The sequence below is a fragment of the Pseudomonas sp. NPDC008258 genome, assembly GCF_042956345.1.
Taxonomy (GTDB): domain Bacteria; phylum Pseudomonadota; class Gammaproteobacteria; order Pseudomonadales; family Pseudomonadaceae; genus Aquipseudomonas.
This window is the reverse complement of record NZ_JBIBGE010000014.1, coordinates 107,275-124,231: the sequence shown is the minus strand read 5'-3', so window position 1 is coordinate 124,231 and position 16,957 is coordinate 107,275. Positions and strand designations below refer to the sequence as shown.

The 16,957-nt window shown below is 62.4% G+C and carries 16 protein-coding genes and 1 tRNA gene; 7 read left to right on the top strand and 10 right to left on the bottom strand.

The genetic code is table 11. The annotated features are described in order from the left end of the window. Positions 1 to 6: 6 nt before the first annotated feature. The 3 genes from selA to ACFY9W_RS13785 all read left to right on the top strand — a co-directional run bounded on the left by selA (position 7) and on the right by ACFY9W_RS13785 (position 3,455). The gene (gene selA / locus ACFY9W_RS13795) at positions 7 to 1,434 is read left to right on the top strand and encodes an L-seryl-tRNA(Sec) selenium transferase (RefSeq protein WP_391131089.1); all 1,428 of its coding nucleotides are present in this window, start codon (positions 7 to 9) and stop codon (positions 1,432 to 1,434) included. Continuing rightward, positions 1,431 to 3,353, top strand: coding sequence for a selenocysteine-specific translation elongation factor (selB, locus tag ACFY9W_RS13790; RefSeq protein WP_391131154.1), 1,923 nt, complete (start codon positions 1,431 to 1,433; stop codon positions 3,351 to 3,353). The genes selA and selB overlap by 4 nt, the downstream gene beginning before the upstream one ends. 6 nt (positions 3,354 to 3,359) lie before the next feature. After that, positions 3,360 to 3,455: transfer RNA gene (locus ACFY9W_RS13785), tRNA-Sec, on the top strand. Positions 3,456 to 3,580: 125 nt separating this feature from the next. Here ACFY9W_RS13785 and ACFY9W_RS13780 read toward each other — a convergent pair. Beyond that, the gene (locus ACFY9W_RS13780) at positions 3,581 to 4,570 is read right to left on the bottom strand and encodes an asparaginase domain-containing protein (RefSeq protein ID WP_391131086.1); all 990 of its coding nucleotides are present in this window, start codon (positions 4,568 to 4,570) and stop codon (positions 3,581 to 3,583) included. Positions 4,571 to 4,642: 72 nt separating this feature from the next. Continuing rightward, positions 4,643 to 6,085 carry an amino acid carrier protein gene (locus ACFY9W_RS13775; protein WP_391131084.1) on the bottom strand — a complete coding sequence of 481 codons (1,443 nt, stop codon included), beginning with the start codon at positions 6,083 to 6,085 and terminating at the stop codon, positions 4,643 to 4,645. A 178-nt stretch (positions 6,086 to 6,263) separates the two neighbouring features. Between ACFY9W_RS13775 and ACFY9W_RS13770 the strand changes: the two genes are divergently transcribed. Next, entirely contained in the window at positions 6,264 to 7,073 is an 810-nt protein-coding gene (locus tag ACFY9W_RS13770) for a helix-turn-helix domain-containing protein (RefSeq protein ID WP_391131081.1), read from the top strand. A 129-nt stretch (positions 7,074 to 7,202) separates the two neighbouring features. On the opposite strand, the gene ACFY9W_RS13765 is transcribed toward ACFY9W_RS13770, so the two are convergent. Then, entirely contained in the window at positions 7,203 to 7,988 is a 786-nt protein-coding gene (locus ACFY9W_RS13765) for a TSUP family transporter (RefSeq protein WP_391131077.1), read from the bottom strand. A gap of 16 nt (positions 7,989 to 8,004) precedes the next feature. Beyond that, complete coding sequence (locus ACFY9W_RS13760; RefSeq protein ID WP_391131074.1) at positions 8,005 to 9,066, bottom strand: hypothetical protein; 1,062 nt, start codon at positions 9,064 to 9,066, stop codon at positions 8,005 to 8,007. Positions 9,067 to 9,304: 238 nt separating this feature from the next. Between ACFY9W_RS13760 and ACFY9W_RS13755 the strand changes: the two genes are divergently transcribed. Together ACFY9W_RS13755 and ACFY9W_RS13750 are read left to right on the top strand one after the other, a co-directional pair. Beyond that, the gene (locus ACFY9W_RS13755; RefSeq protein WP_391131071.1) at positions 9,305 to 10,189 is read left to right on the top strand and encodes a sugar nucleotide-binding protein; all 885 of its coding nucleotides are present in this window, start codon (positions 9,305 to 9,307) and stop codon (positions 10,187 to 10,189) included. Further along, on the top strand, positions 10,182 to 11,114 hold the full coding sequence (locus tag ACFY9W_RS13750; protein WP_391131068.1) for an NAD-dependent epimerase/dehydratase family protein: 933 nt from the start codon (positions 10,182 to 10,184) through the stop codon (positions 11,112 to 11,114). Before ACFY9W_RS13755 ends, ACFY9W_RS13750 begins: the two co-directional genes overlap by 8 nt. Positions 11,115 to 11,243: 129 nt before the next feature. Here ACFY9W_RS13750 and ACFY9W_RS13745 read toward each other — a convergent pair whose 3' ends face one another. Continuing rightward, the gene (locus tag ACFY9W_RS13745; protein ID WP_391131065.1) at positions 11,244 to 11,687 is read right to left on the bottom strand and encodes a winged helix-turn-helix transcriptional regulator; all 444 of its coding nucleotides are present in this window, start codon (positions 11,685 to 11,687) and stop codon (positions 11,244 to 11,246) included. A 101-nt stretch (positions 11,688 to 11,788) separates the two neighbouring features. Between ACFY9W_RS13745 and ACFY9W_RS13740 the strand changes: the two genes are divergently transcribed. Continuing rightward, positions 11,789 to 12,982: an MFS transporter gene (locus ACFY9W_RS13740; RefSeq protein WP_391131062.1), complete on the top strand. Its 1,194-nt coding sequence runs from the start codon at positions 11,789 to 11,791 to the stop codon at positions 12,980 to 12,982. On the opposite strand, the gene ACFY9W_RS13735 is transcribed toward ACFY9W_RS13740, so the two are convergent. The 5 genes from ACFY9W_RS13735 to ACFY9W_RS13715 form a co-directional block, all read right to left on the bottom strand. Then, the gene (locus ACFY9W_RS13735; protein WP_391131059.1) at positions 12,970 to 13,653 is read right to left on the bottom strand and encodes an OmpW family outer membrane protein; all 684 of its coding nucleotides are present in this window, start codon (positions 13,651 to 13,653) and stop codon (positions 12,970 to 12,972) included. The two genes, ACFY9W_RS13740 and ACFY9W_RS13735, sit on opposite strands and share 13 nt — an antisense overlap. 109 nt (positions 13,654 to 13,762) lie before the next feature. Further along, a complete protein-coding gene (locus ACFY9W_RS13730; RefSeq protein WP_391131151.1) occupies positions 13,763 to 14,275 on the bottom strand; it encodes a DUF3299 domain-containing protein in 513 nt (170 codons plus the stop codon). A 126-nt stretch (positions 14,276 to 14,401) separates the two neighbouring features. Then, positions 14,402 to 15,667 carry an FtsX-like permease family protein gene (locus tag ACFY9W_RS13725; RefSeq protein ID WP_391131056.1) on the bottom strand — a complete coding sequence of 422 codons (1,266 nt, stop codon included), beginning with the start codon at positions 15,665 to 15,667 and terminating at the stop codon, positions 14,402 to 14,404. Then, the gene (locus tag ACFY9W_RS13720) at positions 15,667 to 16,377 is read right to left on the bottom strand and encodes an ATP-binding cassette domain-containing protein (RefSeq protein ID WP_391131053.1); all 711 of its coding nucleotides are present in this window, start codon (positions 16,375 to 16,377) and stop codon (positions 15,667 to 15,669) included. The genes ACFY9W_RS13725 and ACFY9W_RS13720 overlap by 1 nt, the downstream gene beginning before the upstream one ends. After that, on the bottom strand, positions 16,378 to 16,953 hold the full coding sequence (locus tag ACFY9W_RS13715) for a DUF2796 domain-containing protein (protein WP_391131050.1): 576 nt from the start codon (positions 16,951 to 16,953) through the stop codon (positions 16,378 to 16,380). It lies immediately after the preceding gene. Positions 16,954 to 16,957: the final 4 nt, after the last annotated feature.

The following is a 16,957-nucleotide window of genomic DNA, read 5'->3' as shown; positions in this document are numbered from 1 at the left end:
TACCGCATGTCCAACAGCCTCGCCAGCGACACCCCACGCCTGCCCTCCATCGATACCCTCCTGCGCCACCCGGCCTGCCTCCCGCTGATCGACCGCCACGGCCGCGACGCGGTCCTGGCCAACCTGCGCCAACTGCTGGACGACCTGCGTGACCCTGCCCGCAACGGTGAGCTCAACGCCGCCGAGCTGGCCGCCGAAGTGCTGCTGGGCCGCACCGGTGAACGCCTGGCCGCCCAACAACGCAGCCAGGTCCGCCGAGTATTCAACCTCACCGGCACCGTGCTGCACACCAACCTCGGCCGTGCCCTGCTGCCCGAAGAAGCCATCGAGGCCATGCAAACCGCTGCCCGCTACCCGCTCAACCTTGAGTTCGACCTGGCCACCGGCAAGCGCGGTGACCGCGATGACCTGATCGAAGGCCTGATCCGCGAGCTGACCGGCGCCGAGGCCGTCACCGTGGTCAATAACAATGCGGCCGCGGTATTGCTGGCGCTCAACAGCCTTGGTGCGCGCAAAGACGGCATCATCTCCCGTGGTGAGCTGATCGAGATTGGCGGTGCATTCCGCATCCCCGACATCATGGCCCGTGCGGGCGTGAAGCTGCACGAAATCGGCACCACAAACCGCACCCACGCCCGGGACTACGAAGCAGCCATCGGCCCGCGTACCGGCCTGCTGATGCGCGTGCATTGCAGCAACTACAGCATTCAGGGCTTCACTACCCAGGTGCCCACTGCCGAGCTGGCGCGGATCGCCCGTCAACATGAACTGCCGCTACTGGAAGACCTTGGCAGCGGCAGCCTGCTCGACCTTACCCGCTGGGGCCTGCCCGCCGAACCGACGGTGCGCCAGGCCCTGGCCGACGGTGCCGATATCGTCACCTTCAGCGGCGACAAACTGCTGGGCGGGCCGCAAGCGGGGATCATCGTTGGCCGCAAGGACTTGATCGCCAAAATCAAGAAAAACCCGCTCAAGCGCGCGCTGCGCGTCGACAAGATCACGCTTGCAGCACTTGAAGCAGTGCTGGCGCTGTACCGCAACCCCGACCGCCTGGCCGAGCGCCTGCCCAGTTTGCGTTTGCTGACCCGCCGCCAGGACGAAATCCAGGCGCAGGCCGAGCGCCTGGCACCTGAGCTCAAAGCTTGTCTCGGCGAGCAATGGGCCGTCAGCGTGGAGCCTGCATTGGGCATGATCGGCAGTGGCAGCCAGCCCGTGGCGCGCCTGCCCAGCGCGGCGCTGTGCCTGCGCCCGCAGGTCTCCAAAAAGTTGCGCGGGCGCGGCTTGCATGTGCTGGAGCGGGCGCTGCGCGGCCTGCCGGTGCCGGTGCTCGGCCGCATCGATGACGACGCGTTGTGGCTCGACCTGCGCCAGCTCGACGATGAGGCCCAGTGGCTGGCGCAGCTACCGGCCTTGCAACTGGGGCCAGTGCAGTGATCGTCGGCACCGCCGGCCACATCGACCACGGCAAGACCGCACTGCTCCAGGCCCTCACTGGCCAGGCCGGTGACCAGCGTCAGGAGGAACGCGCCCGCGGCATGACCATCGACCTTGGCTACCGCTATGCGGCACTGAGCGAAGGCGCGCCGCTGACTGGCTTCATCGATGTGCCGGGCCACGAGCGCTTTATCCACAATATGTTGGCCGGTGCCCACGGCATCGACGTGGTGCTGCTGGTGGTGGCTGCCGACGACGGGGTCATGCCCCAGACCCGCGAGCACCTGGCGATCATCGAATTGCTTGGCATCCCCCAGGCGCTGGTTGCAATCAGCAAGGCCGACCGGGTCGAGGCGGCGCGCCTGGCCGAGGTGCAGGCACAGGTTACTGCTTTGCTGGCGCCAGGGCCCTATGCCCAGGCGCCACAGTTCCCGTTGTCGAGTATCACCGGTGAAGGTGTAGACGCGTTGCGCCAAGCCTTGCTGGATGCCGAAGCACATGTTCGACAGCGCAGTGTGCGTGGCGGCTTTCGCCTGGCGGTTGATCGTGCTTTTGCCGTGACCGGTGCGGGCGTGGTGGTCACAGGTACGGCGCTGGCCGGGCGGGTGAGTGCCGGCGATACCTTGCTGCTGGGCAAGGCCGGTAAACCGGTGCGGGTGCGCGGCCTGCATGCGCAGAACCAGGCCGCGCTGGTGGCCGAGGCGGGCCAGCGGGTGGCGCTGAATATTGCTGCCGAGCGCCTGGCGATGGAGCAGGTACACCGGGGTGACTGGCTGGTGCCCGAGTGGCTGCATGCGCCCAGCGTGCGGGTGGATATCGACCTGAACCTGCTGCCGGGTGAAACCCGCGCGTTTGAACATTTCAGCGCTGTGCATGTGCACCTTGGCACCCAGGATGTAACGGCCCGGGTTGCCTTGCTGGAAGGTGAAAACCTGGCGGCAGGCCAGCGCATGTTCGCCCAGTTGCTGCTCAATGCGCCGTTGCAGGCGGTGCACGGTGATCGCCTGGTGCTGCGCGACCAGCGTGCCCAGCGCACCTTGGGGGGTGGCAAGGTACTCGACCCGTTCGCGCCTACCCGGCAGCGCCGCAGTGGTGAGCGCCTGCGTCAGTTGCAGGTGCTGCGAGATGCCGAGGACCTGGAGCAGGCCCTGCCGGCACTGCTCGGCAGCGCTCCCGGTGGCATCGACCCCCAGCGCCTTGAGCGCCAGTTCAATCGCCTGCGCGCAACCTGGCATTTGCCAGAAGATGTTCTGGTGGTGGCAACGCGACAGGGCCAACTGCTGTTTGCCAGCGACCAGTGGCTAGTGCTGAAGCAACAAGTGCTGGAGCACTTGGCGCGGTTCCACGAGAAGGAGCCCGACCAACTCGGCCCGGACCGCGACCGCTTGCGCCGCTTTGCGGCCTTGCCCCTGGAGCGACCGGCATTCGTCAGCTTGCTGGATGAACTGCTCGATGACCGCGCCATCAGCAGCAGCGGGCCCTGGCTGCACTTGCCCGATCACAAGGTGCAATTGAGCGAAGCCGACAGTGCGTTGTGGGCGCGCTTGCAGCCGAAATTGCTGGCAGGGCAATACGATCCGCCTTGGGTCAGGACCCTGGCGAGTGAGGAGCAGTGCGCCGAAGCCGATGTGCGCCTGTTGTTGCGCAAGCTGGCCCGGCTGGGCCTGGTGCACCAGGTGGTGCGTGACTTGTTCTACCCTGAGGCGACGCTACAGCGCATGGCAGAGCTGTTGCTGGGGCAGGCCAGCGAAACGCCGAGAGTGCAGGTTGCCGCGTTTCGCGATATGTTGGGTATTGGTCGCAAGCGCAGTGTGCAGATTCTGGAATACTTCGACCGCATCGGCTTGACCCGGAGGGTGGCCGACCAGCGTTACATCCGTGCCGATAGCGCCCTGGCCCAGCAACAGGCCAGGCACTGAGTTCAAGGAAGGCAATCGCGCCCGGTGGCGCGGCCGGGCTTCAAACCCGGTTGGGGACGGCAGCCGTTCCCGGGCAGGTTCGACTCCCGCTGCCTTCCGCCATTACTTTTGCCTGTCATGGCCCTATCGCCGGCAAGCCAGCTCCCACAGGTACTCCGCAGGCCTCGGGCCTTGTGTTATCCCTGTGGGAGCTGGCTTGCCGGCGATGAGGCCAGTCCAGGTTACAATCAGGCTCGTTCGCCACACAGATCCAAGGCAAACCACTTTTCTGCTGCATCTACATCCAACCCAGCCCCCAGCAGCGCGAACATCTTGCCCAGCGCTGCCTCACGGGTCATGCCACCACCACTGACCAGCCCGACCCCGCGCAGTCGATTACCCGCCGCATAGGTGTCGAACACCACCGAACCTTCCGGGCACTGGCTGATAGCCGCCAGCAACACACCACGCTGGCGCGCCGCGCTCAGCACCTCCAGCAATGCCTGGTCATCCGATGGCCCGGTACCGCTGCCGTAACACTCCAGCAGCAACCCTTGTACACCGCTGTCGATCAGCGCCTGCAAGTGCCCGGCCTGCAACCCCGGGAACACCGGCACTATTGCCAGGTTGACCGGTTGGCGCGGGTGTTTGTAGCCAAGCTCGGCAGGGACCGTAGCAGCATGCTCGCCGTCACGATGGCGCGGCAGCGCAGCAAAGGCATCAAACGCCTCGCTGCGCAGCTTCGACGCCCGGCAGCCATGCAGCAGTTGGCCGTGGAAGTACAGCTGCACGCCATCATCCAGGCCGTTTTCGAACTGGCGCAACGCACCGCACAGGTTTGCCCAGGCGTCGCTGTCCGGCGCGCCAGCTGGCAGCATCGAGCCAGTCAGCAGTACCGGTACCGGCATGCCCAGCAGGAGGAAGGACAGCGCCGCAGCGCTGTACGCCAGGCTGTCGGTCCCGTGTAGCACCAGCACGCCGTCATGGCCCGCCACATCCACTGCTTCGACGATGGCATCACGCATCGCCAGCCAGTTGTGCTGCTGCATGTTGGCGCTGTCGAGCAGCGGGTTCAGCTCCTGCAGGGTCCATTGCAGCTGGGGCGCATCGGCCATGTGGGCGAAGTGCTCGCGCATCCGTGCATCAAAACCACCCGCCGGCGCCAGGCCTTCCGGGGTTTCGAGCATGCCGATGGTGCCACCGGTATAGAGAACGAGAAGATTCTTTACTGCGCGCATGGAAAACATCCGTAGCGGTGAGCGGAGAAAGAAAAGCCGCCCGCAGAAGGGGCGGCTGGGCAGGGCAGCGTATCAGCGCTGAGGCTGAGCTTGGCCGACTGTTTTGTCAGTGGCTGTTTCCACCTGCGGATTGGCAGGCCAGGCATTGCGGTCCAGGTCCAGGTCGGCGAACTTGGTCGAATCGAACACAGGCTGCTGGATACCCGCCTTGCGCTGCTCGTCGTAGTCACGCATCACGCGCAGGCCGACCTTGAACAGCAGGGCCAGGGCCACCAGGTTGACGAAGGCCAGGCAGGTCATGGTGATGTCGGCGAAGGCGAACACGGTCGACAGGTCTTGCATCGAGCCCCACACCACCAGTGCCAGCACCAGGCCACGGAACACCATCAGGACCACGCGGTTACGGGTGAGGAACTGCAGGCTGTTCTCGCCCAGGTAGTAGTTGTAGAGGATGCAGGTGAACACGAACAGCGACAGTGCCACGCTGACGAACACACGGCCCCAGTCACCGACCACGGCGGCCAGCGAGTTCTGGGTCAGGACAATGCCGTCACCCTCGAAGCCTGGGGTGTAGAAGCCCGACAGCAGGATCAGCAGCGCGGTGCAGGTGCAGATCACGAAGGTATCAAGGAACACGCTGAAGGCCTGGACCACGCCCTGGGCACCCGGGTGTTTCACGGCAGCCACGGCGGCGACGTTCGGCGCGCTGCCCAGGCCCGCTTCGTTGGCGAACACGCCACGCTTCACGCCCATGACAATGGCGCTGCCGAGCAGGCCACCAAAGGCCGGGTCGAGGCCGAAGGCGCTCTTGAAGATCGTTTCCAGCATGGCCGGCACGTGTTCGATCTGGGTGCCGATCACATACAGGGTCACGCCGATGTAGGCCAGGGTCTTGATCGGTACCAGCAGGTCCGACACTGCAGCGATACGCTTGATGCCGCCGATGAAGGTGATGGCCAGCAACACGGCCAGGACAATACCGGTCTGGCTTGGGGCAAAGTCAAAGGCGTTCTGCAGCGAGTGAGTCACGGTGTACGATTGCAGGCCGATGAAGGCGAAGCCGTAGGTGACCAGCAGCAGGAGCGAGAACACGATGGCCATGCCTTTGCGCTTCAGACCATGCTGGATGTAGTAGGCAGGGCCGCCACGGTACAGGCCGTCGCCATCGGCGCGCTTGTACACCTGAGCCAGGGTGCATTCGAAGAAGCTGCTGGACATGCCTACCAGGGCAGTGACCCACATCCAGAACACGGCACCCGGGCCACCCAGGGTCACGGCAATACCCACACCCGCGATGTTACCGGCGCCCACGCGGCCGGCAAGGCTCAGCATCAGGGCCTGGAAGGAGCTCAGCTGGCCTGCCTGGCCACGCAGCGATTCCTTGAACACGGCAAACATATGGGCGAAGTGGCGGAACTGGACGAACCGGGAGCGGATGGTGAAGTAGCTACCCAGCCCTACGATCAGCACGATGAGGAGTTTCCCCGAAAGGAAATCGTTGATTACTTCGAGCATTGGAGAATGACCTCGATTCTTATTCTTCGTGTGGAAAGACGAGCGGACGGCAGGCGCACCGCTATTCGTTGGGGCGCATGGTTGGCCATGACAAGAGTGGTTACAATTTCGCGGGTTGCTCTTAGTTGGCGCGACTTGATGCTACAATGGCGTCATTCGCGTCACCTGGGTCCCGCACATGAGCGATCATTTCGCTACCAACCTCAAGCTGGCTTGCAGCCACTACCGCTCTATCTCCGAAGTTTGCCGCCAGCTTTCGATCAACCGCGCGCAGTTCAACAAGTACCTGAGCGGGCAGAGCCGTCCGACGCCGTTCAACCTCAAGCGCATCGGCGATTTCTTCGGGGTCGAGGATTACGAACTGAACTTGCCTGCCGAGCAGTTCGCCCGGCTGATTGGCGCACGCGTGTCGACGCTGGCCGAGCAGCCCAGCGATCCGATCAGCGAACTGTTCCGCCCGCTGCACGAGCACGCCGGCAACCTGTCGCGCTATTGCGGTTACTACTTCGAGTATTCCAACTGCATGTCGGTGCCGGGCACGATCCTGGTGTCGCTGGTGCACCTGTGGGAGGAGCGCGGCCGCTTCCTGTTCGAGCGCCAGGAGCGCCAGGAGCGCTCCAGCGCCAACGACCAGCATGCCGAGGTACGCTGCCGTTACCTCGGTGCTGCGTTCCAGCTCCAGGACCGGGTGTTCCTGATCGATTACGAGTCGCTCACGTACAACGAAATGAGCCAGACCATCCTCATCCCCAGCTTCAAAAGCCGCATTACCCGCCTGAATGGCCTGAAGGCCGGCGTTTCAAGCGGCGACCGGCGCAACCCGGCTTGTACCCGTGTGGTGTGGGAATACCTGGGAGAGGAGATCAATCGCATCAATGCCTTCAGGCAAGTGAAACTGTACCGGCCGGATGATCCGCGTATAGATGATGACGTGCGTGAGCGGTTGAGTGTGGGGCCGTTGCGTAACAGCCTGTTCGAGATCGAATAGACCCAGCGCTTGAATGGGTCTTTATTGCCGAACCATTTCATAGGTTGATTGCCAGCTGAGGGGCCAGCCTTGCCGGGGCCGCACCTGTTGGGAAGGGGCGGTGTTCCCGACTCAGAGCTCAACGAAGACTCAAAGTTGCCGCAACCACTCCCCAACCGGATGCCCCTCATTGAGTAAAAGTTTCAAGGACATCAGGCAGCAAACAGTGATGATCAGTGGCTTGATCAGACGTGGCCCGAAGTAGAGCGCGCAACGTGCGCCGAGTTGGGCTCCAACAATGGCGCAGAATGCCATTGCCAGAGCTAAAGGCCAGATGATTGCGCCGCTGAAGGCAAAGACCGAAAGGGCGCCGAGGTTGCAGGAAGCATTGAGCAATTTGCTACTGCAAATCGCCTGCATGAGATGCTGCCCCAGGAGTAGGGTGAGGGCGACCATGAAAAATGAACCCGTACCTGGTCCGAAGATGCCGTCGTAAAAGCCAATGACTGGAGCAACTGCCAGTGTGAAGCCCAAATACGGCATCCTCTGCCTGCGATCTTGGTTACCAATCTTGGGGCTGAACGCAAAGTAGAGGGCCACTGTAATTAGCAAGACAGGGACGATTGACTCCAGGAGGGCATTGTCGATCATGCTGATCGACAATGCCCCTGTGACACCACCCGCGAACGACAATGCGGCCATTGGCAAGCCAGTACGCCAATGGATCATCCGCTTACGGGCGAACGCCCACACTGCTGAAACACTGGCTGAAGAGGCCTGAAATTTGTTGGTAGCCATCGCTGCCAATGGATCGACACCTGCAATGAAAAAGGCCGGTAATGTGAGTAATCCTCCGCCTCCTGCTATTGCATCGAAAAAGCCGGCAAGCAAAGCGACAGAAGCCAGCGTCAAGAGTATTGAAACTTCAATCTCCATCTGTTTCTCCCCGGCTTTAGCCGCGCACGATCAGCGGATCTTCTTGTAATATCACAGGCTGGGCGTCAGGTGAGTAACCAAATAATCTAACCAGCAGTCTCCGGTTGTCCTTGACGATGTCGCGAGCGTGAAGTGCCTGGTTGTTGTTGATTAATATCGCGGCGTCAGGTCTTGGCAGAAAGTTGCAGGGTTGCTCGTTGTCTAATAAGCCTTTCAATGTTTCATAAGCCCGTCCTGTCGAATGGCTGGCTTCATTGTGTAGTGAGTGTCTGTAGCTGCTATAGCGGAGGGTGAAATCACCTTTAGGGTCGAACTGAAGGATTGAGTTTGCGATCATCACCTGACTCTCATCTTTCACGAAGCAGTCGCTGCGGGTAAAGCAAAATGACTTGGAAGATAGTGCCAGTGCCTCAAGGCCGTTAAGCTTTGAAATTGCATTGCGTACGGGTATCAGTTTTGTCGGCTCCCGTAGTGGGTTCCATCTTGCACTCAGGATTAATGCGCTCGGGGCTGGGGAGCGCTCCCCCTCGCTCTGAACTGAGCAGTTGTAAGGAGGTTCGGTATGAGGGCCTAGCTGAACGCCTGCATGGGAACTCAACTCGGCTTGATGATGGTCAAATTCATTCGGCAGCAATCGTTCTCCACCACCTTTGAAATTTCCAACAAGTCGTACTTGCATGCCCCCATTATCGATATCGAATGCGAATGATCGGTACCCGGCAAGGCTCAAAAGAATTTGGTTTCTTGATGCCATGTAGACGGTTACAGGTTCTGCATTCAGAACGTGGATATCTGCCAGATACTTTGGTATGGGGTCAGTGGAGGGGATCTCCATTCCACTGAATTCAAGTGCTGCTATTTTTCCTGAGGCAAAGATTTCTAGCAGTTCGATTTGTGCATCAGTCAGCGAGCTTTTCAAGATTTTTGCCTGACAGGCGGACAGTGCAGCAGCACCTGCAGCATCGGGGCCGCCTATATCGGCGGTTTGTCGTGAGCCGTGATCAAGTATCCGGGCTTGCAGTTTGCTGAATTTGAGATGGAGGATCTCGGGTGCGGCCATAGCGTTTACCCCTTCCATTGTTATTCTCCTTGTATGTAAGGGAAGGTGAAACCTCTTGTTGGAACGGCAACTATTTAGCCAGAGATTTTTTACCGATGATGTAAGGTCGAGCCCCTGCAAGCTGTGGGGAATGTCCATGGATGCGGTAGGAATTGTCTTAGGGGGTAGTGCCGTCAGGCTGAGGGTTGGACTTCCCCGCCCGGAAACCGCAAAATGACCCCTTTCCTTCATCAACCTCTCCGGATCTGCTGACTCTATGCGTATGCGCCTAATGCTGTTGGGTGGTGGCAATGCCCTCGGGCAAGCGCTGATTCGTCTTGGGGCCGAGGAGGACATCGCATTCCTGGCGCCGCGCCCGCCCGAGAACGGCTGGACGCCTGCCAACCTCACCCAGCTGCTCGACGATCACCGCCCTGACGCCCTGGTCAACCTGGCCTATTACTTCGACTGGTTCCAGGCGGAGTCGGTCAGCGAGCAACGCCTGGCTCAACAGGAGCGGGCGGTGGAGCGGCTGGCTGAACTGTGCCAGCACCACCAGATCACGTTGGTACAGCCTTCCAGCTACCGTGTGTTCGATGGTTCGCGGGCCACGGCCTACAGCGAAAAAGACGAGCCGGTGCCGTTGGGCCTGCGTGGCCAGGCGCTGTGGCGCATCGAGCAAAGTGTGCGCGCGGCTTGCCCGCAGCATGTGCTACTGCGCTTTGGCTGGTTGCTGGATGAAAGCATCGACGGGTCGCTGGGCCGCTTCCTGACCCGTGCCGAGCAGCCGCAAGAGCTGCTGCTGGCCGATGACCGGCGTGGCAACCCGACGCCGGTCGACGATGCCGCGCGGGTGATCCTGTCGGTGCTCAAGCAGCTCGATTGCAGTGCGCCGCTGTGGGGCACCTACCATTACGCCGGCAACGAGGCGACCACGCCGCTGGCGCTGGGCCAGGCGATCCTGACCGAAGCAGGTCAATACCGGCAGCTGGCCGTGCAGGCACCGACGCCGCAGGCCCATGCCGCCCGCCCGGACGCAAGCGAAGAGCCACAGCACGCGGTGTTGGCCTGCAAGAAAATCCTTCATACCTTCGGCATCAAGCCGCGTGCCTGGCGCGCGGGCTTGCCGCCTCTACTGGACCGGTTCTACCGCCATGGCTGACGCCCTCATCCTGATCACCGGCGGTGCCGGCTTCATTGGCTCCCACCTGTGCGATGCGTTGTTGGACAAAGGCTACGCCGTACGCATTCTCGACGATTTCTCCACAGGGCGGCGCAGCAACCTGCAGGTCGGTCACCCACGGCTGGAAGTGATCGAAGGCGATGTCGCCGATGCTGCGCTGGTCGCCCAAGCTGCGGCAGGTTGCAGCGCCGTGGTGCATCTGGCGGCGGTGGCCTCGGTGCAGGCCTCGGTTGAAGACCCGGTGCGCACTCACCAGAGCAACTTCATCGGCACCCTGAACGTATGTGAAGCCATGCGTGTGCAGGGTGTACGGCGGGTGTTGTTCGCTTCCAGTGCAGCGGTGTATGGCAACAATGGCGAGGGCGAGTCGATTGCCGAAGACACGCCCAAGGCGCCGTTGACCCCGTACGCGGTGGACAAGCTGGCCAGTGAGCAGTACCTGGACTTTTACCGACGCCAGCATGGGCTGGAACCGGTGGTGTTCCGCTTCTTCAATATCTTCGGGCCGCGCCAGGACCCGTCCTCGCCGTATTCCGGGGTCATCAGCATCTTCTGCGAGCGCGCTGTGCAGGGTTTGCCGATTACCATCTTTGGTGATGGCGAACAGACCCGCGACTTCCTTTACGTGGGTGACCTGGTGCAGGTGATGGTGCAGGCGCTGGAACAGCAGCAGGTCGGGGAGGGCGCGGTGAACATCGGCCTCAACCAGGCTACCTCGTTGAACCAGTTGCTGGTGGCGCTGAAGAAGGTGGTGGGCAAATTGCCGCCGGTCACCCATGTAGCGGCGCGTTCGGGTGATATTCGCCATTCGCGGGCGGATAACCAACGTTTGCTGGCGCGGTTCGAGTTTCCGAAGGCGACGCCGATGGTCGAGGGTCTGGCCAAGCTTCTCGGTAAAAGCTGATAACGCTGGGGCCGCTTTGCGGCCCATCGCCGGCAAGCCAGCTCCCACAGGTACAGGGTCGCTCTTGAGGGCAGCGCTGTACCTGTGGGAGCTGGCTTGCCGGCGATGGGCTGCAAAGCAGCCCCAAAATCACCCATGCCGCACAACTCTGCGCAGGCAATCCTCTGCTGCCAAGGCCCGCCCATCCTGGGTCCGCACCTGTAACGTCTCAAGGGCTTGTCCGGTAGCACCTTCCACCAACTCCGACCGCGCCTCACCCGCCCCAAACAGAAAGCGCTCCCCCCACTGCCTCAAGCCAATCACCACCGGAAAAACCGACCGCCCTTTCTCGGTCAGCACATATTCCTTGTAGGCACTGCCATCCGAGGCCGGCTGCATCTCCAGCAAGCCACTCTCCACCAACAGCTTCAGCCGTGAGGCGAGGATGTTTTTCGCCAGCCCCAGGTTCTTCTGAAACTCACTGAAGCGCCGCAGGCCATCGAAGGCATCGCGCAGGATCATCAGCGCCCAGCGGTCTCCCAATACCTCCAGGGCTCGGGCCACGGGGCATTGCGCATTGTTTTCGTCGAGCATGAGGTGAGCCTGTTCTGATTGCCTGGTTGCAGATTAAAACCACATTTGCTAAATAGCCATAAGTGGTTTTAATTCGAAACCACATTGGCGAGGCCGATCCGATGACACGCTGGATAACCCTGCTACTTGCCGTTACCAGTGCCATGGCAGTGGCGACCGTGTACTTCGCCCAGCCTTTGCTCGAGTCGATTGCCTACGAGCTGGGGGTGGCACAGCAGCAGATTGGCTGGGTAGTCGGCGCGACCCAGGCTGGATATGCCCTGGGGCTACTGCTGATTGTCCCGCTGGGAGACCTGATCGACCGAAAACGCTTGCTGCTGGGCCAGTTGCTGTTCTCCACGCTGGCACTGGTCGGCGTGGGCCTAGCGCCGAGTTGGGGGCTGTTGCTGCTGGCATTGGCCATCACCGGGTTGATGGCCGTCATGGTGCAAGTGATGGTGGCGCATGCTGCCAGCCTGGCCTCACCCGGTGAGCAAGGGCAAGCCGTAGGCACCGTTACCAGCGGCATTGTGCTGGGCATTCTGTTGGCGCGCCTGGTGGCGGGTGCGCTGGCTGACCTGGCCGGCTGGCGCAGTGTCTACCTGATTGCCGCCGGGCTGTTGCTGGCGCTGGCCCTGGTGCTGTGGCGCTGTTTGCCAGGCGGGCAGCCGTTGGCGCAGCGGCCTGGCTACCGAGAGCTGATCGTTTCCCAGCTCCACTTGTACCGGCACGACAGGCTGCTGCGCGAGCGTGGATTGTTCGGCGTATTGATCTTCGCCGCGTTCAGCGTGTTGTGGAGTGCCATGGTCATGCCGCTCAGCGCCGCGCCATTGGCCTTGAGCCATACCGAGATCGGCCTGTTCGGCCTGGCAGGTGTTGCGGGTACGTTGGCGGCTTCGCGTGCCGGGCGTTTGGCTGACATGGGGCGTGGTGAGCGCACAACCGGGTTGGCGCTGGCGCTGCTAACGCTGTCGTGGCTGCCCGCGGCGTTCGTCGAGCATTCGCTGCTGGCCTTCGTGATGGGTGTGCTGATGCTGGACTTTGCCGTGCAGGCGGTGCATGTCACCAACCAGAGCCTGTTGCTGGCCGGGCGTGGCGCGATGGCCAGCCGCTTGATAGGTGCCTACATGTGCTGCTACTCGGTTGGTAGCGGCGTGGGTGCAGTGCTGGCGAGCTGGGTGTATGCCCGGTGGGGTTGGGCGGCGGTGTGCGGGCTTGGCATGGCCATCAGTGCGGTCGCGCTGGGCTATTGGCTGTGGCTGCGACGAGAAAGGGCGGCTGGGGCCGCCCTTCGGTGTTCCGGTCAGAACTTGTAGCCAAGGCCGACCATGTACACCCATGGGTCAACGTCGACGTCGACCTTGGTCTTGCTGTAGCCCAGCGCGGTCGGGCCATTGACGCTGGCCTTGGTGTCGATGTCGACATACCAGACCGAGGCGTTGACCAGCAGGTTTTCAGTCAGCATGTAGTCCATGCCCAACTGGCCGGCAATACCCACCGAATCTTGCAGCTTGAGGTTGCTGAAGCCTTGTTGCTTGCGCGCGCTGCTCAGGTCTTCGTCAAAGAACAGGGTGTAGTTGATACCCACGCCGGCATACGGCTGGAAGCGCGAGTTCGGCTCCATCGGGTAGTACTGCAGCGACAGGGTCGGTGGCAGTTGCTTGATGTCTGCCAGCTTGCCGTCCAGCCCGCCGCCCAGGCCTTTAACGCCGACGGTATGCTTGAACGGAGTGGCTGCCAGCAGCTCCAGGCCGATGTGGTCGGTGAGCATGTAGGCAAAGGTCAGGCCCAGCTGGGTGTCGCTGTCCAGGGTCGCCTTGGTGCCCGACACCTTGTTGCCGTCGAACTTGAGGTCGCCGCTGCTCTCGTTCGGGGCGGTGGTGATGGCGCCTGCGCGCAAGATCATGTCCCCCGCCTGGTAGGCCTGGGCGGCAGGGGCGGCGAGCGCAAGGGCCACAAGCGAGGCGCCGAGCAAAGACTTGTTCATGGAAGCTCCCAAAGGACGTTATTAATCGAGTAGTCCAATGGTACGGAGCTGTCTAAACGGATTGTTTGACCCAGCTCAAAGAAGCGGCGTTACAAATTCGAAGCGGTTCTCATTTCAGCTCATAAGCGTATATTTTCTCGGCTTCCATCTGGTAGCCGGCATCGGCCAGTTCGCTGCTGGAGGCTCTAACCTGCATCTTTCCCTCGATCCAGTAGGGCTGGTAGAGGTCTTCGACGCGCACGCCCATTTCGCTGAAAATATGCACGATCTGGTTTGACGGTGGTGGCGGTACGTGGATGCACGCGCCGTAGTAAGGGACCAGCAGGAATTCGGTGGTGCGGCCTTCTTCGCTCACCTCCAGTGGCACGATGTAGCCGGGTAACTTGATTTGCTGGCCGTCGAGGCTTTTGACCACCGGTGCGTCGGGCGCTTGCTGGCGTGCGGGTGGGGCGGACTCGGCAGACAAGGCATTGCTGAGCTGTGACATGTCGTGCAGTGGCGCCAGTTGCGGGGGGATGACCGGGGCGCCCTCGGGGATCAGGGCGGGCCAGTCCAGCTCCTTGGGTTCGGCGGCCCACAGAGGCATTGCTATCAGCAACAGCAGGGTCAATAGCATCTGCATTGCCGGCCTGTTCGCGGGCATGCCCGCTCCCACAGGTCCTGCGCAAGGTTCAAAGCCTGTGGGAATCCCTGTGGGAGCGGGCGTGCCCGCGAAGAAGGCAGTGAGGTACTGGATCATCAGGGGCACTCAGAGATGTATGGACAGGCCATCGGCCAGCGACTGCCTGTAGGCCCGCCAAGCCGGCACGCTACCCATCAGCAACGCAGCCCCCAGGATGATAGCCAGCAAAGTCCATTCATGAGCGCTCGGCAGAGCCAGTGGCAGGTACAAACCATAGTTGGCCTGCACATACCCCTGTGCCAAGGCGATACCGGCATACAGCAACCCCAGCCCGGCCACGATCCCCACCGCCGCCAGCGACAGCGCTTCCAGCACCAGTAGCCCCGCAATATGCCACGGCCTGGCGCCGACCGACCGCAAGATCGCCATCTCCCGCCGGCGCTCGTTGAGGCTGGTGAGAATCGCCGTGAGCATGCCGATCAAGCCGGTCAGCACCACGAACAAAGACACCACGAACAACGCCTGTTCCGCTGTGCCCATCAGGCTCCACAGTTCTTGCAGTGCCACCCCAGGCAGAATCGCCAGTAACGGCTCGCTGCGGTACTCGTTGATCTCCCGCTGCAGGCTGAACGTCGCGATCTTGTTGTTCAGGCCCAGCATGAAGGCAGTGATGGCGGCAGGTTGCAGGTCCATCGTACGTGCCTGCTCCGCACTGATGCGCCCGGCGCCACGGGCCGGCACACCGTTGTGCCAGTCGATATGGATGGCCTCCATGCCGCCCAGGCTGATATGCAGGGTGCGGTCCACCGGTGTGCCGGTGCGCTTGAGCACACCCACCACGGTGAACGGCTTGTCGTCGTGCTTCACCAGGCTGATCGCCGCCACACCATGGGCCAGCACCAGCTTGTCACCCAGCTTGTAGTGCAGCGCATCGGCCACTTCTGCGCCCAGTACCACCTCGAACGGGTCGCTGGCGAATTCACGGCCCTGGCTCAGCTGCAGATGTTGCTTGCGGCCGTACTGGTAATGGCTGAAGTAATCGGTGGTGGTCCCCATCACCCGATAGCCACGGTGCGAGTCACCCAGCGAAATGGGGATCGCCCATTTCACCCGTGGGTCCTGTGCATAGTGCTGGAAGCTGTCCCAGCGGATGTTGTTGGTCGCGTTGCCAATGCGAAACACCGAATACAGCAGCAGGTTCACCGAGCCGGAGCGGGCGCCGACGATCAGGTCGGTACCGCTGATGGTGCTGGCGAAGCTGGCGCGGGCTTCGGTGCGAACGCGCTCCACGGCCAGCAGCAGGCACACCGACAGGGCGATGGCAAACGCGGTGAGGAAGGCGGTGAAACGGCGGTTGGCCAGGCTGGCCAGGGCAAGGCGGAGCAGGTACATCAGGCCTCCCGGGGCTTGGCGGCGCGGTTGAGTTCGGCCAGGGAAAGGTGGCGGTCGAACAGTGGCGCCAGGCTCTGGTCATGGCTGACGAACAGCAGGCTGGCACCGGCGGCCCGGCATTCATCGAACAGCAGGCGAATGAATGCTTCACGGGTATCGGCGTCCAGTGCCGAGGTGGGTTCGTCGGCAATGACCAGCTCGGGCTGGCCGATCAGCGCGCGGGCGGCGGCCACCCGCTGCTGCTGGCCGATCGACAGGCTATCGGCGCGGCGGGCGAGCAGGGCGGGGTCGTCCAGCCCCAGGTGGGCCAGCAGCAGGCTGGCTGCCTGGTCGACGCTGCCATGACGCTGCTCGGCGCGAGCCTTGCGGCTGTGCGAGAAGCGACAGGGCAACTCGACGTTTTCACGTACCGACAGGAACGGCAGCAGGTTGAACTGCTGGAAGATGTAACCCGTGTGATCGACCCGGAAGCGGTCACGGGCACCCTGGCCCAGGCTGCCGAGGTTATGGCCGAGCAACTGGATGCGACCCTGGGCCGGCACGTTCACGCCACCCAGCAGGCCTAGCAAGGTGGTTTTGCCACTACCGCTGGGGCCCTTCAGGAACAACGCTTCACCAGCGTCCAGGTGGAAGGCCGGAATATCCAGCAGCGGCGGCTGGCCTGGCCAGGCGAACACCAGGTCATGCAGTTCGATCAACGGCTGGCTCATTCAGAAAGCGACCGCTGCCTTGGCTGGCGTGGTTTCCACGCCTTTCTGGCCGTTAGGGCCAATCAGCTGCACGTTGATCTTCTGGGTGGCCGGGAAGGCCTTGAACAGCGGTGCGAGGTCTACCTGCGCCAATTTGTCGGGGTTGGCGCAGGTCAGCTGGTAGTGGGCGCCGATGTCGCTGTGCTGGTGGCCGTGCTCATGTTCGTCGCCATCGTCGTCGGCTTTCGGGGCGTCACCGAACAGCGGGCTTTCAAGTTCCTGCTGGTCCTCTTTACAGCCTGCGGCAGCAGAAAGGCCGAACAGCTTCAGCGGTTGTTCGAGCTGCTGGCGCACGGCGGCGACCTTGGCTTTGTCGGCATCGCTGCTGGCGGCGTGTTCAAAGCCGACCAGGTTCATCGCCGGGCTGTCCAGTTCCAGCTCCAGCGTGTTGCCATCGAGCACCACGTTGAGCTTGGCCACGCCATGCTCATGGGCGCCAAGGGTGCCATGGGCATGGTCGTGATCATGGTCATCGTGAGCATGGGCCATGGCCAGTGGCAGCAAGGCGAAGGGCAGGGCGAGCAGCAGACGACGCATGGAC